The organism is Arthrobacter oryzae (assembly GCF_003634095.1).
GTDB lineage: Bacteria > Actinomycetota > Actinomycetes > Actinomycetales > Micrococcaceae > Arthrobacter > Arthrobacter oryzae.
Map to the genome: position 1 here is coordinate 303,326 of NZ_RBIR01000002.1, position 14,381 is coordinate 317,706.

The 14,381-nt window shown below is 66.9% G+C and carries 11 protein-coding genes; 4 read left to right on the forward strand and 7 right to left on the reverse strand.

The features are described from left to right. The first annotated feature begins 13 nt into the window (after positions 1-13). Positions 14-625 (forward strand): hypothetical protein, encoded by a 612-nt coding sequence (locus C8D78_RS05700; protein WP_120951042.1) that lies wholly within the window; start codon positions 14-16, stop codon positions 623-625. Positions 626-751: 126 nt separating this feature from the next. On the opposite strand, the gene C8D78_RS05705 is transcribed toward C8D78_RS05700, so the two are convergent. From C8D78_RS05705 to C8D78_RS05715, 3 genes are all read right to left on the reverse strand, one after another. Then, a complete protein-coding gene (locus tag C8D78_RS05705; RefSeq protein ID WP_120951044.1) occupies positions 752-2,593 on the reverse strand; it encodes an ABC transporter ATP-binding protein in 1,842 nt (613 codons plus the stop codon). Between the two features lie 82 nt (positions 2,594-2,675). Continuing rightward, positions 2,676-4,187, reverse strand: coding sequence for an IMP dehydrogenase (gene guaB, locus C8D78_RS05710; RefSeq protein ID WP_120951046.1), 1,512 nt, complete (start codon positions 4,185-4,187; stop codon positions 2,676-2,678). 172 nt (positions 4,188-4,359) lie between these two features. Continuing rightward, the gene (locus tag C8D78_RS05715; RefSeq protein ID WP_120951745.1) at positions 4,360-6,438 is read right to left on the reverse strand and encodes an acyltransferase family protein; all 2,079 of its coding nucleotides are present in this window, start codon (positions 6,436-6,438) and stop codon (positions 4,360-4,362) included. A gap of 265 nt (positions 6,439-6,703) precedes the next feature. Between C8D78_RS05715 and C8D78_RS05720 the strand changes: the two genes are divergently transcribed. After that, positions 6,704-7,672, forward strand: coding sequence for a DUF389 domain-containing protein (locus C8D78_RS05720; RefSeq protein WP_120951048.1), 969 nt, complete (start codon positions 6,704-6,706; stop codon positions 7,670-7,672). A gap of 106 nt (positions 7,673-7,778) precedes the next feature. Here C8D78_RS05720 and groL read toward each other — a convergent pair whose 3' ends face one another. From groL to C8D78_RS05735, 3 genes are all read right to left on the reverse strand, one after another. Continuing rightward, entirely contained in the window at positions 7,779-9,389 is a 1,611-nt protein-coding gene (gene groL, locus C8D78_RS05725) for a chaperonin GroEL (protein ID WP_120951050.1), read from the reverse strand. An 80-nt stretch (positions 9,390-9,469) separates the two neighbouring features. Then, positions 9,470-9,766 (reverse strand): co-chaperone GroES, encoded by a 297-nt coding sequence (gene groES / locus C8D78_RS05730; RefSeq protein WP_028275747.1) that lies wholly within the window; start codon positions 9,764-9,766, stop codon positions 9,470-9,472. A gap of 441 nt (positions 9,767-10,207) precedes the next feature. Beyond that, positions 10,208-10,687 (reverse strand): hypothetical protein, encoded by a 480-nt coding sequence (locus C8D78_RS05735; RefSeq protein ID WP_208641886.1) that lies wholly within the window; start codon positions 10,685-10,687, stop codon positions 10,208-10,210. Positions 10,688-10,752: 65 nt separating this feature from the next. Here C8D78_RS05735 and C8D78_RS05740 point away from each other — a divergent pair, with 65 nt between their 5' ends. Further along, a complete protein-coding gene (locus C8D78_RS05740) occupies positions 10,753-11,985 on the forward strand; it encodes a class I SAM-dependent methyltransferase (RefSeq protein ID WP_120951052.1) in 1,233 nt (410 codons plus the stop codon). 80 nt (positions 11,986-12,065) lie between these two features. On the opposite strand, the gene C8D78_RS05745 is transcribed toward C8D78_RS05740, so the two are convergent. Beyond that, entirely contained in the window at positions 12,066-12,899 is an 834-nt protein-coding gene (locus C8D78_RS05745) for a shikimate 5-dehydrogenase (RefSeq protein WP_279629521.1), read from the reverse strand. A 308-nt stretch (positions 12,900-13,207) separates the two neighbouring features. Here C8D78_RS05745 and C8D78_RS05750 point away from each other — a divergent pair, with 308 nt between their 5' ends. Then, the gene (locus C8D78_RS05750; protein ID WP_120951054.1) at positions 13,208-14,359 is read left to right on the forward strand and encodes a glutamate--cysteine ligase; all 1,152 of its coding nucleotides are present in this window, start codon (positions 13,208-13,210) and stop codon (positions 14,357-14,359) included. Positions 14,360-14,381: the final 22 nt, after the last annotated feature.

A 14,381-nucleotide genomic window follows, 5' to 3' on the forward strand; every position in this document is an offset into this window, starting at 1 on the left:
GTAAGGTGGCGGCATGGGTATGCGGTGGATCTTCGACGGGCACATCGCCGGCATCGGCACGGAGTCCGGTCTGCGCGCGGTGGTGGGCCTCTGGCAGCGCTCCCCCTTCGGTCCGTTCGCCGACGCGATGGTCCAGTTGGCCTCCGGCCGGCGGATCCTGCTCGCGCCCACCGCTGAGATCGGCGACCTCATCGCTTCGGTCTACAACTTTGACGAAACCCGTGTGCTCGACGTCGCCGCGTCTCACGGCGGGCAGTGGCTCCGGGTCGACGCCGGCCCGCTCCGGATTCGCGCCGCCATCGGCAAACGAACCCGGCTGGGCAGCATCGCCCGGCTGGTCCCGGGTCCGGTGGCCGTGCATCCGCAGTGGCTGCGTGCCATCAGCCCGCTCGCTGCCCTCCTCAGCCCCGGGGTGCGCACCGCGGGGGCCGCGAAGGGCGGGCGGGAGGAGTACTACGGCGTGACCGATCTTCACCGCATCGACTCGGCGAGCGTCGGCTGGGACGGCGGAGACGCGGGGCCCCTGTCCGCCATCCGGCCCGAAGTCACCTTTGGTTTCAGCAGCGTTCCGCCGGTGCCCAGCCTGGCGCGGGTGCGGACCACCGTGATTCGGTTCGGCGGGTAGAAGTCCCCCTCGCGGGGCTGGCAGGGAGGGGACCAGCCTGGAGGCCTGCGCCGGGCTGCAGCCTGCCCCGCGCATTGGCTTGGACGCGCTGATGCGGTCAAGCCGCCGCTCATCGGCGCCTTCGGCTCAGATGCCTTCGGCGTCGTCCACGGCGAGCTGGGATTCGAACATCCGGAAGTACCGGCCGCGCAGCGCCACAAGCTCCCTGTGCGTGCCCTGTTCGACGATCCGGCCGTCCTCGAGCATGTAGACGACGTCGGCCTTCTCGATCGTGGCGAGGCGGTGGCTGATGGCGATGATGGTGCTGCTGCGGTCGGCGAAGAGCCTCGTGAAGATCCGGTGCTCAGCGAGGGCATCGATGGCCGACGTCGGCTCGTCCATCACCATGAATGAGGCGTTGCGGTAGAAGTTCCGAGCCATCGCCAGCCGCTGCCACTGCCCGCCGGAGAGGCCTGAACCCTTCCGTCCGCGCGGATCCTCCATCCAGTTGCTCACGTGGTTGTCCAGCCCGTTGGGCAGTTTGTTGATGAATTCCAGGGCCTCGGCGTCCGCGGCGGCCCGGCGGATCCGGCCGTCCTCGCGGGGCGAATCGACGTCGCCGAAGAAGATGTTCTCCGCGGCGGTAGCGAACTCATATTTGAGGAACTCCTGGCTAAGGACCGCCAGGTGCCGGTGCCAGGACGTCACGTCCACGGCGGCGAGGTCGACGCCGTCGAGCAGCACCTGGCCGGAATCCGGGCGGTAAAGCCCGGCCAGGATGCGGATCAGGGTGGATTTGCCGGCGCCGTTCTCGCCCACAATCGCGATGTGCTGGCCCTGCCGGATGGTCAGCGAAATGCCGCGGATGACTTCCAGTTCGCTGCCGGTATAGGTGAAGTGGATGTCCCGCAGCTCCACGGTCTTCGGCGCCTGCAGCAGCGGCGGGGCGTGGCCGGAAGGCACCGGCAGCGCCATGAACAGTTCATAGTCCGTGAGGTTTGCCAGGTCCTCGTCGATCGAACTGAGCGAGGAGACGAGGCTGTTCGCCGTGGACAGCGCCCGGCTGACAATCTGCTGGACGTAAAGGAACTGTCCCACCGGCTGGGCCCGGGCAATGATCTGGCCGACGACCCAGATCAGGGAAACCACTTCGGCGCCGTACTGCAGGGCATCGGCCGCGAGCTGTTTGGGGATGTAGCGTTTCTGGAAGTCCAGCCGTCGCTTCTCGTCGGCGTCCCGGAGCCGGGAGCGCAGCCCCATCAGGTAGCCGACGATCCCGTACAGCCGCATCTCGGCGATGTGCTGGGGGCGCAGGAGGTTGGTCTCGATCATCCTGCGCTGCCTGCGGGAATCCACCTGGGTGTTCCAGTGCGCGATCTGTTCGCGGGAGAGCCGGAACTGCAGGTACACGCTCGGCACGATCGCGATCAGGACGATCACGGAGATCCACCAATTGACCAGGAACAGTGCGCCGATGGCCAGGATCACCGAGACGAACTGGGTGAAGATCGCGGCGATCCGGTCCAGGACCCGTGCATAGGAATCGGAAAAACGCTTGGCGCGGTCGTAGAGGTCCACCGTCTCTTTGTCGTCGTAGCGCCAGAAGTCCAGGGTAAGGAAGCGCTCGTACATCAGGTCGCCGACGATCGCCCCGACCCGGAAGCTCATGAGCTGCTGGATGTAGCGGTCCACACTGCTGAACGAGCCCCAGAACAGGCCCAGGACTGCCGTGATGATGACGTAGACTATCGCCCGCTGCCCGGCCGCCGGGTCGCCAGCGTAGGCGGCGGCCAGCGCCGTGGTGGTCAGGGCGGCGAAGTACGTCGTGACCAGCGGCAGGAGCGCCGAGATCAGCGAGCCGAGGACTTTCATGACCACGGCGGCGGGCGAGGCCCGGAAACTTACCCGCAGCACCTGCGCCACGGCGCGGGCGTAGGGCCTCAGCGCGAGCTTGCGCTTTGGCTCACGTGCGGGCAGGAGTTCGGACATGCCTCCAGCCTAGTTCGGGGTGCAGACACGAACAGGCCGCGGGGAGAACTCCCCACGGCCTGTTCGCTGACGATCCGGTGGTTTAGCGTGACCCGTAGTTCGGGGCCTCGACCGTCATCTGGATGTCGTGCGGGTGCGATTCCTTGAGCCCGGCCGGGGTGATGCGCACGAACTTGCCGCGGGCCTTCAGCTCGGCGACGGTGGGGGCACCGGTGTAGAACATGGTCTGGCGGAGGCCGCCGACCAGCTGGTATGCCACCGAGGCGAGCGGTCCGCGGTAGGCAACCCGGCCTTCGATGCCTTCCGGGATGAGCTTGTCATCGCCGGAGACGTCGGCCTGGAAGTACCGGTCCTTCGAATAGGACGTGTTCTTGCCGCGGGTCTGCATGGCCCCGAGGGAACCCATGCCGCGGTAGAGCTTGAACTGCTTGCCGTTGACGAAGATCAGATCGCCCGGGGACTCGTCGCAGCCGGCCAGAAGGGAGCCGAGCATGACGGTGTCCGCGCCGGCGACGAGCGCTTTGCCGATGTCGCCCGAGTACTGCAGGCCGCCGTCGGCGATCAGCGGCACGCCGGCGGGGATGGCCGCCTTGGCCGATTCGTAGATGGCGGTGATCTGCGGAACACCGACGCCGGCAACCACACGGGTGGTGCAGATGGAGCCGGGGCCCACGCCGACCTTGATGCCGTCGGCACCGGCGTCGATCAGCGCCTGGGCACCTTCGCGGGTGGCTGCCTGGCCGCCGATGATGTCCACGTGTGCCACTGCGGGATCGGACTTGAGCCGGCGGATCATGTCCAGCACGCCCTGGGAGTGGCCGTTCGCGGTGTCCACGAAGAGGGCATCCACGCCGGCGTCGACGAGCGCCATGGCCCGCTCCCAGCCGTCGCCGAAGAAGCCGATGGCCGCGCCGACGCGCAGGCGGCCCGCGTCGTCCTTGGTGGCCAAGGGGTACTGCTCGGCCTTGGTGAAGTCTTTGGTGGTGATCAGGCCCTTGAGCCGGCCCTGCTCGTCGACGAGCGGGAGCTTCTCGATCTTGTTCGTGGCAAGTTTGTGCGAGGCTTCCTCGCGGCTGATGCCGACGTGCCCGGTGACGAGCGGCATTTTGGTCATGACGTCGCTGACCAGCCGGAGCGGGAAGTCCGCTTCCGGCACGAAGCGCGTGTCGCGGTTGGTGACGATGCCCAGGAGCCGCATGCCCTCGTCCACCACCGGCAGGCCGGAGACGCGGTAGTGCGAGCAGATCTCGTCCAGCTCGGCCAGGGTGGCCTCGGGCCCGATGGTCAGCGGGTTGGTGATCATGCCGGATTCGCTGCGCTTGACCCGGTCCACCTGGTCAGCCTGATCGGCGATTGACAGGTTCCGGTGCACGACGCCGAGGCCGCCCTGGCGTGCCATGGCGATGGCCATCCGGGACTCGGTGACGGTGTCCATTGCCGCGGACAGCAGCGGGGTCTGGACCGTGATGCGCTTGGAAATCCGCGAGGACGTGTCCGCCTCGGAGGGAATCACGTCGGTGTGGCCGGGCAGAAGCAGGACGTCGTCGTACGTCAGGCCGATGAAGCCAAAGGGATTGTGTTCGGGCTGGGTCATGAGTGCGCCTCTTACCTTGGGTTACGGGGTTCACGGGTAGGGGTTGCAACAGATGACCAGCCAGTCATTACGGGTCTGGTCTGTGCAGAAGGGATTAATAAATAGTAGAACCTTGGCGGCGATAGCCATATTCCGGGGCAGTAATGTGCGGCTTCAGTACGGGCCGTCCCGCCTATTTCCAGCCGGTGGCGGCGAGGAGCCTTCGTTCGAACATGGGGATCATGGTCTGCACGTACGTCTTGGTCAGGTGGTTGTCGTCCTTGTAGACGTACACGTTGCCGACCACCGCGGGGCATGTCCCGTTGGCGCAGATGAAATCGCTCATGTCCATCAGGTGCAGCCCGCGCACCTTGCCGCGGTAGGCGTCCAGCGGCGAGGACCCCGCCAGCGAGTCCTGTTCCGGCACGTTGCACTCGGAGGCATCCGCGCCGTTCTTCTGGACGCACTCGGGCATGTTGATGTTGAAGCGGGGGTTGTCGCGGATGCCCACGACGTCCATGCCGGCGTCGGTGAAAGGCTTGATGCCTTCAAGGTACTGCGGCACTTCGGTCTCGAAAGGGGCGTCCTTGTGGGTCAGCGACGCGACGGTGAAGACGGCGTCGGGCCGGTGGTCCAGGACGTACTGGGTGCTGGCCTTGTTGAAGGCGTTGCAGTCCGCGTCCCGTTCCGGGGACTCGCCGCCGAAGCGGCAGTTGCCTTTGAGCAAGGTCACGACTTCCCAGCCGTGGTTTTTGGCGATCGGCCCCAGCGCCGCCATGTACTGCTGGGCATGCGAGTCCCCGAGCACCACAATCCGCTTGGTGACCTTCTCGGGTTTGTTGTTCTGCAGGCAGCCCTGCAGCAGGGGGTCTGACGGGACGTTGTTGTCCGTGCACAGCCCGTCGATGTCCGCCCATTCGTTCTTCATCGCGGCGGGCGCGGGGATGATCTTGGCCTCCGGGGTGGGCTTGCCCGCGTTTTCCGGCGCGAGGGCGGCCGCACCGGGGGTCAGTTCCTTGGGCTGGGACGCCGCCGCGGCCTCGTCGGCCACGAGCCGGCTCTGCCAGACCGCGACGGGACCCGCCAGCAGGGCGCCGCAGGCGGCAATCACGACGGCGGTGCGCCAGGTGCGGCTCTTCGGCCAGTGCCATTCGCGCAGCGGCTTCTCGACGAAGCGGGTGGTGAGCACGGCCAAAACGATGGACACGGCCACGATGCACAGGCCCTGGAAAAGGTTTGGTGACGTGATGCCCGCGCCGGCGAGGGCCAGGACAAGCAGCGGCCAGTGCCAAAGGTAGAGCGCATAGGAGTTGTCTCCCAGCGCCACCAGCGGTTTCCAGGTCAGGAGACGGTCGACGCCGAAGCGGCTGCCGCTTTGTCCGGCGGTGATGATCGCGGCGGCCGCCAGCGTGGGCCACAGTGCGATGTAGCCGGGGAACGAGCGGTCCACCGTCAGCAGCAGCCCGCACGACAGCATGGCGGCCAGGCCGGCCCAGCCCAGAACAACGCGCAGGATCTTGCCCGGCTTAAGGTACGGCAGGGCGAGGGCCAGGAGCGAACCCAGGGCGAATTCCCACAGCCGGGCGCCGGTGTCGAAGTAGGCGTGGGCCTGGTTGGTGGAGGTCTGCTGGATCGAATACACGAGGGATACGGCAAAGATCACGCCGAAGGCTGCGGTCAGCAGCGGCCGGTAGCCTAGCAGGGCGTGGTCCTTGACGATCCCGCGGCTGCGCAGGCTACCGAGCAGCCGACAAAGAAGCGCCGTGCCCGCGAAGACGAGCGGCCAGAGCACGAACACCTGGCCTTGGATCGAGAGTGACCAGAAGTGCTGGAGCGGGCTCGCGCCCGAATGGTCCTGGGCGTAGTAGTCGACGGCGCTGTCCGCCAGGAGCCAGTTCTGCCGGTAGAGCAGGGACGCCCAGACCTGGTCGAGGATGTCCGGCCAGCGGCTCTGCGGCAGGATGGCCCAGGTGCCGGCAAGCACGCCGAGAATTACCACCACGACGGCGGGCAGCAGCCGCTTGAGCAGGTGCAGCCAGTGGCTGAGCAGCCGGAGCGGCGCACCGCTTTCGACCTTGCGCGTGAAGCTCAGCGTCATCAGGAATGCCGAGATGAGAAGGAAGATGTCCACACCGCCGGATACCCGCCCCAGCCACACGTGGTACGTAACCACCATGAGGACCGCCAGGGCGCGCAGGCCCTGGACTTCGGGGCGGTAGCTGGTTTTTTGGCTCGCCGGAGAACCCGCGTCCGCTGCCCGCGGGGTGGCGATGGTTCGCTCGTTCGACACTAAAAACCTTTCAGGCCATCCTCCAAAACCTCAATGTTACCGAACCGTAACCTTCATTGCGAATCGCCTGCCACCTGCTGGTGCGCCCCCTGGTTCGTCTCCGGGGCCTGATTCGGGCCTCCCCGGGTGACGCGCGTGCGGCGCCTGCGGTGACGCGCGTGGGGCGCCTGCGGGGGCGCGCATGGGAGAGCCGGCCGGCGCGATTCGCGTGCCAGCTAGGCTGGTCAGAGTCTGAGGAGGCCGCTAAGTGATCGTCCAGCTACGCATTTGTGTCCCGGGTGAGTTGTCCGGAATTGTCGTCGAGAGTTGCGAATCCCAAGTAGGCGTCGCGGAAATCGCTCTGCAGAAGGGCGCCTCGGTCATGCCTGCCGGGGACGTGGTCCAAATCATGCTCGCCCGCGAATCTGTGGAGGGGCTCGTGGAGAAACTCCACGCCCTCGATGTCCAGAAGCGCGGCTCAATATCGGTCATCATGCCGGACCTGGTGCTCTCGGACCGGGCCGACAAGGCGGAGGCCGCGGCACCGGGTCAGGGCGCGGACGCGGTCATCTGGGACGAGGTGTCACGGCAGACCGGCGAAGATTCACGGCTGACGTGGAGCTTCCTGGCCTTCCTGATCCTGGCCACCCAACTGGCGGCCATCGGCATTGTCACGGACTCCACCATCGCGATCGTCGGCGCCATGGCCGTCGGCCCGGAGTTCGGCCCGCTGGCTGCGCTTGCAGTGGCTCTGGTCCGGCGCGAGCGGCGCCTCGGACGGGACGCGGCGCTGGCGCTCGGCATCGGCTTTCCGGTCGCCATGCTGGCCGCCGCCCTCACCGCCTGGCTGTCCGTGCCGCTGGGGTTGTTCCCCCGGGACGCGCTGGACCACGGTTCGGCGGTTGAATTCATCTACCATCCGGGCCCGTATTCGCTGATTGTCGCCGTGCTGGCCGGCATGGCCGGGATGCTCTCAGTGATCAGCCGGCGCTCTGCGGCGCTGATCGGGGTGTTTATCTCCGTGACCACGGTGCCGGCGGCGGGATATGTGGCCGTGGCACTCGTTCTGGGCGAATATCAGAAGGCGGCCGGATCGGCCTTGCAACTGTTCCTGAACCTGCTGGGAATCGTGGTGGCCGCCGTCGGGGTGCTGTTGTTCTACCGCCTGGTCACCAAGCGGCTGTCGCCGGACGCCGCGTTGCAGTTGCGGCGCCGGGCCGTGCGTCCTCAGCGCTGACGGCCGGCCGGCGAGGAGTCTACCGCGGGCCACATGGGGCACTATTTGGGCAGAAAAAAGGACGGCCCGGCAAAATCTGCCGGACCGTCCCCTGTGCGGGCCGAAATTAGTGCTTGTGGCCTGCGTGCTCGTCTTCGTCGGCCGGCTTCTCCACCACGAGGGTTTCCGTGGTGAGGACCAGTGCCGCGATGGAGGCCGCGTTGCGCAGAGCCGCACGCGTCACCTTGACGGGGTCGATCACGCCTGCGGCGATCAGGTCTTCGTACTCGCCTGACTTGGCGTTGAAGCCCTGGTTGACGGCGGATTCGGCAACCTTGGCAACTACGACATAGCCGTCGAAGCCGGCGTTCTGGGCGATCCAGCGCAACGGCTGGGTCAGTGCCCGGCGGACGATGCCGACAGCAGCCGCCGCGTCACCTTCGAGGGCCTGGACGGAAGCGTCCTCGTCGAGCGCCTTCAGCGCGTGGATGAGGGCGGAGCCGCCGCCGGCCACGATGCCCTCTTCAAGGGCAGCGCGGGTCGAGGACACCGCGTCTTCGATGCGGTGCTTCTTTTCCTTCAGCTCAACCTCGGTGGCAGCGCCAACCTTGATCACGCCGATGCCGCCGGCCAGCTTGGCCAGGCGTTCCTGCAGCTTTTCCTTGTCCCAGTCCGAATCCGTGCGGGTCAGCTCGGCGCGCAACTGGGCAACACGGGCAGCGACGTCCTCGGCCGAACCGGCGCCGTCGACGATCGTGGTGTTGTCCTTGGTGACCGTGATGCGACGTGCGGTGCCGAGCACCTCGAGGCCAACGGTGTCCAGGCTCAGGCCCAGCTCCGGGGAGACAACCTGCGCACCGGTGAGGGTGGCGATGTCCTGCAGCATTGCCTTGCGGCGGTCACCGAAGCCCGGCGCCTTGACGGCGACGACGTTCAGGGTGCCGCGGATGCGGTTGACGATGAGCGTGGACAGGGCCTCGCCCTCGACGTCTTCGGCGATGATGAAGAGCGGCTTGGAGCTCTGCAGCGCCTTTTCCAGCAGCGGCAGGAAATCCTGCACCGAGGAGATCTTGCCCTGGTTGATCAGGATAAGGGCGTCCTCGAGGACTGCTTCCTGGCGTTCCGCGTCAGTGACGAAGTACGGGGACAGGTAGCCCTTGTCGAACTGCATGCCCTCGGTGAGGACCAGCTCGGTCTGCGTGGTGGAGGATTCCTCGATGGTGATCACACCATCCTTGCCGACCTTGCCGAACGCCTCGGCCAGGAGCTCGCCGACCTCGTCGCTCTGGGCGGAGATGGCGGCAACGTTGGCAACCTGCGTGCCTTCGACCGGCCGTGCGTTCTCCAGCAGGCGGGCGGCGACGGCCTCGACCGAAACCTCGATGCCCCGCTTGATCTCGCCCGGCGCGGCGCCTGCCGCTACGTTGCGGAGGCCTTCCTTGACCAGAGCCTGGGCCAGAACTGTGGCGGTGGTGGTGCCGTCACCGGCAACATCGTTGGTCTTGGTGGCGACCTCCTTGGCAAGCTGCGCGCCAAGGTTCTCGTAGGGGTCATCCAGCTCGACTTCACGGGCGATGGTCACACCATCGTTGGTGATCGTGGGGGCGCCCCACTTCTTGTCCAGCACGACGTTGCGGCCGCGCGGGCCGAGCGTGACCTTGACCGTGTTGGCGAGCTTATCGATGCCGGCTTCAAGCGACCGGCGGGCAGCGTCGTTAAACGCAAGCTGCTTTGCCATGGTTTTGTCCTTTCAAGACAGAACCCCGCGCAACTGATCCGTTCCTGATGAAGGATCTGCTGCGCGGGGGTCCAAGAGAGTTACTTTACGACGATCGCCAGAACGTCGCGGGCGGAGAGCACGAGGTACTCGGTGCCGCCGGTCTTAACTTCGGTTCCGCCGTACTTGGAGTAGATAACGACGTCGCCAACGGCAACGTCAACGGGAACGCGGTTGCCGTTGTCGTCAAAGCGGCCGGGGCCTACTGCAACAACTTCGCCTTCCTGCGGCTTCTCCTGTGCGGAGTCCGGGATGACCAGGCCGGAAGCCGTGGTCTGCTCGGCTTCGAGCGGGCGGACAACAATACGATCCTCAAGAGGCTTAATAGAGACCGACACTCGGACCTCTCCTTTTCGTCAGCAAATTTGTGGACTATGAAGCGGTGATGCCATGGCGTACTGACCGTCGTCGCGGTGCCGGCAGTAGCTTGGCGGAGCGTGCTTCACGTGTTAGCACCCTCCTAGGGAGAGTGCTAATGACGACTCTATGTAACTGGTTAGCACTCGGTCAAGGCGAGTGCCAGAAATTCGTCCCGGGTGAACACCTGTCCCGCCGAGGGACATGCTCATTTTTCGCGGCCACCCATGGACTCTTCGCCGCAATGCCCAGCCGGCGCGCCCAAGAGTGGACATGCTCAACGGGTCAGGCTCCGCCCGCAGGACATGCTCATTCCTGGCGCCTAGCGAGGGGCATGTCCAACGAGTGCGGGCCGCCCGGACGGGCATGCCCACTGCTGGTACCGAGGAATGAGCATGTCCCCAAGGCGCGGCGCCCTGGGGCTACTCGCCTGCGAGGTCCTCGAAGTCCACGTCCTCGCCGGCGTCCTCGTCGCGGCCACGGCCGGCGTCGTTCCGGTGCCGGTATGTCAACACGGCCCCGGCGGCGGCCAACAGGACACCTGCGATGAGGAAGATGATGCCGCCCAGCCGGGCCGCGGCATAGGTGTCGCGGATGGCCCGCGCCTCGTCGGTGGCGTCCTGGACATTCTTGCCGCCGACCGAATACACGGTGGCGTTGAAGGAATCGAGGAAGAAAATGATCACCAGAAGGGCTATACACACGACGGCGATCACCGCGCCGGCGATGAGGGCCGGCCGCGCGTAGCGGGCCAGCCCGTGCGGGCTGCGGCGCTCCTGCCGGGTATCGTCCTGATCGGCCGCGTCCTGCCCCGCGTCGCTCAACCGGGTCTCTTCCTGTCCCGCGTCGCCCTGCCCGGCCATGTCCGCTGACGTGCTGTCGCCTCTGCCGCTGTCTTCCATGCCGTCAAGCCTATCCCCGTCGTCGGGTGGCCGCGTGCCCGCGGCGCTGAACTACGCTGGATGGCATGACTGACGCACCGCAGGAACACATCGCCCCGATCCTCACCCCCGAGGGCTGGGAATTGCTGGCGTCCCTGGGGCCGTACCGCGAGGACGAGGCGTTCCGCCTCACCGCGGCGCTGCGCAAGGCCGGCCACTCCCCCGAGCTGGTCTCGGCGGTGCTCACCCAGTCCCGGCTGCGGACCAAAGCCGAGGCCAAATTCGGCGAGTTCGCCCGGCAGATGATCTTTACCAAGGCCGGCCTGGAGCAGGCCACCCGGCTCACGGTGGCGGCCCGGCACGCGCAGCGGTTCGCGGAAGCCGGCATCGGCCATGTCGCCGATCTCGGCTGCGGGCTGGGGGCCGACACGATGGCACTGGCGTCCCTGGACCTGACGGTCACCGCGGTGGAGATGGACGAGGCCACGGCCGCCTGCGCCACGATGAACCTGATCCCGTTCCGCAATGCCACCGTGGTCCACTCGGACGCCGCCGCGGTGTCGCTCGACGGGATCGACGGCGTCTGGCTGGACCCCGCCCGGCGCAGCACGTCCACCTCGGGAACCAAACGGATCTGGGATCCGGAGGATTTCTCCCCTCCGCTGTCCTTCGTGGAATCGCTGGCCGCCTCCGGGCGCGCCGTCGGCGTGAAGATGGGACCGGGGATGCCGCATGATTCCGTGCCGGCGGACTGCGAGGCCCAGTGGGTCTCCGTGGGCGGGGACGTGACCGAGGTGACCCTGTGGTTCAACGCGGTGCGGCGCCCCGGGGTGCGGCGCGCCGCCCTCTTGCTCGGTTCTCAGGGGGCCGCCGAACTCACCAGCAGCGAGGATTTCGGGGCCGGCCCGACGGCGCCCGTCGGTCCGGTGGAAGGCTACCTGTACGAGCCCGACGGCGCGGTGATCCGGGCGGGGCTGGTGGCCGACGTCGCCCTGCAACTGGGCGGGCACCTCCTGGACGAGCACATCGCCTACATCTGCGCCCCGGAGTTGGTCGATACCCCGTTCGCCAAGGCCTACCGGGTCCTCGAGGTGATGCCCTTCAACGTCAAGGCACTCAAATCCTGGGTCAAGGACCAGGGGATCGGCGTCCTGGACATCAAGAAGCGCGGCACCGCGGTGACCCCCGAGGAGCTGCGCAAGCAACTGCTGCCCGGCGGGAAGCCGGCAGGCTCAAAGGCTAAGAGCAAGAAAACGGCCACCCTGGTCCTCACCAGGATCGGCGAGGACCGGGTGGCCATCTCGGTGGAGCCGGTCTAGCTCCGGCGGCTCAGCACCGCCGGCGCAGCATCGCCGGCGCGGCATCGCCGGCTCAGCATCGCCGGACGAAACGGCGGGGGTTACTGGGCCCGCATGAACTCCTCGGCGGCCCGGATCTGCTCATCGGTGGGCCGGATTCCTGTGTAGAGCACGAACTGCTCCAGGGCCTGGATCGTGGCCACTTCGGCCCCCGTGATCACGGTCTTGCCGGCTGCACGGGCGGCCTTGATGAGCGGCGTCTCGGCGGGCAGGGCGACGACGTCGAACACCACCTTTGCTGCGTTGATGGCCTCCTGCGGGAAGGACAGTGCCTCGGCGTCCGGGCCGCCTGCCATCCCGATAGGTGTCACGTTGATGAGCATGTCCGCCGTGCCGGACCCGGACCTCGCGGAGCCCAGTTCCGGGCTCCAGGCGAATCCGTACTGGTCGGCCAGGGCGCGTCCGGAGTCCTCGTTGCGGGCCACGACAGTCACGTCCTTGAAGCCGGCGTCGCGCAGCGCGGCCACCGTGGCCTTGGCCATGCCGCCGGAACCCAGCACCAGCACCGAATAATCGGTGGGGACGGCGTTGCGCGCCAGGAGCTGCTCAATGGCCGTGTAGTCGGTGTTGTAGGCGGTGAGCCTGCCGGCGTCGTTGACGATGGTGTTGACCGAATCGATGGCCTTGGCCGAAGGGTCCATGACATCCACGAGGGCGATCACATCCTCTTTGTACGGCATGGACACAGCGCAGCCGCGAATGCCGAGGCCGCGCACCCCGGCGATTGCCTGGCCGAGATCGGTGGGGGCGAAGGCCTTGTAGATCCAGTTCAGGCCCAACTGTTCGTACAGGTGGTTGTGGAAGCGCGTCCCGTTGTTGCTCGGCCGGGCCGAGAGCGAGATGCACAGGGTCATGTCTTTGTTCAGAATGGGCACAGCTCCATTAAACGCCAGGGGCGGTCCGGCCGGCCGCAACTGCGGCCCGACCCGGCGCAGAAGCAGTCGCTGACCAGCGGCGTTTGTGAAGACCCTCACGCGCCAGCCCCGGCTTTGACACCGTCCCCGGCCTGCCCCTGCACTAGACTTGGACCACCCACAGCCCTGCCAGCCACCCGGCCGGCGCCTTGGCGTGGAAACGGCATGTAACACCGCCGGTGCCACGCCCCGGGGCACGTCCGCGGGTGTTGACAGCGCATTTCCCGCCCGGACGACGGCCAGGGACAGCAAAACAGTGAAGGGACCACATGAAGATCGAGTTCGCTTCATCCAGGCAGTCGACTCTTGGCGTGGAATGGGAACTGGCGCTCGTTGACGCCGAGACCGGTGAGCTGGCCTCCGTCGCGAACCAGGTACTCCGCGGAGTCGCTGCCCGGCATCCCGAACTCAACGAGGACGACGAGCACCCGCACATCAAGCAGGAGCTGCTGCTGAACACCGTGGAACTTGTCACGGGCATCTGCACCACCGTGGCCGAGGCCAAGGCGGACTTGAAAAGTTCACTCGCCGCCGTCCGGGAAGTCACCGATCCCATGGGCGTGGAGGTCTTTTGCGCCGGGAGCCACCCCTTCAGCCCGCCCCAGCTGCAGCCCGTCACGGACAAGGAGCGCTACGCGAAGCTCATTGACCGCACCCAGTGGTGGGGCCGGCAGATGGTCATCTACGGCGTCCATGTCCACGTCGGACTGGACAGCCGGGACAAGGTCCTTCCGGTTCTGGACGGCCTGGTCAACTACTTCCCGCACTTCCAGGCGCTCTCGGCGTCCAGCCCGTTTTGGGGCGGCGAAGACACCGGCTACGCCTCGCACCGCGCGCTCATGTTCCAGCAGCTGCCCACCGCCGGGCTCCCCTTCCAGTTCTCCAGCTGGGAGGACTACGAATCCTACGTCCAGGCCATGTTCACCACCGGGGTGATCGACACGCTGTCCGAGATCCGCTGGGACATCCGCCCCGTCCCGAACCTCGGCACCATCGAGATGCGCATCTGCGACGGCCTGGCCACCCTTGAAGAGGTCGGGGCCATCGCCGCCCTCACACAGTGCCTCGTCGACGAATTCTCCACCACCCTGGACAACGGCGGCACCATCCCCACCATGCCGCCGTGGCACGTGCAGGAAAACAAATGGCGTGCGGCCCGGTACGGCCTGGACGCCATCATCATCCTCGACGCCGACGGCAACGAGCAGCTCGTCACGGAGCACCTCCGCGAAACGCTGAAGCGGCTCGAGCCCGTCGCGGAAAAGCTCGGCTGCAGCGCCGAACTGGCCGACGTCGAGAAGATCATCAAGCGCGGAGCCGGCTACCAGCGGCAGCGCCGGGTTGCCGCCGAGCACGGCGGGGACCTGCGCGCCGTCGTCCTGGACCTGGTCAAGCAGATGCGCCAGGGCCCGGAGGCCTAGCCCTTTAGGGGACCCTCCGCGG

Coding starts and splice junctions, on each gene's coding strand:
- C8D78_RS05750 (WP_120951054.1), top strand. CDS start 13,208: ATGAAGATCGAGTTCGCTTCATCCAGGCAGTCGACTCTTGGCGTGGAA.
- C8D78_RS05705 (WP_120951044.1), bottom strand. CDS start 2,593: ATGTCCGAACTCCTGCCCGCACGTGAGCCAAAGCGCAAGCTCGCGCTG.
- C8D78_RS05740 (WP_120951052.1), top strand. CDS start 10,753: ATGACTGACGCACCGCAGGAACACATCGCCCCGATCCTCACCCCCGAG.
- groL (WP_120951050.1), bottom strand. CDS start 9,389: ATGGCAAAGCAGCTTGCGTTTAACGACGCTGCCCGCCGGTCGCTTGAA.
- guaB (WP_120951046.1), bottom strand. CDS start 4,187: ATGACCCAGCCCGAACACAATCCCTTTGGCTTCATCGGCCTGACGTAC.
- C8D78_RS05700 (WP_120951042.1), top strand. CDS start 14: ATGGGTATGCGGTGGATCTTCGACGGGCACATCGCCGGCATCGGCACG.
- C8D78_RS05735 (WP_208641886.1), bottom strand. CDS start 10,687: ATGGAAGACAGCGGCAGAGGCGACAGCACGTCAGCGGACATGGCCGGG.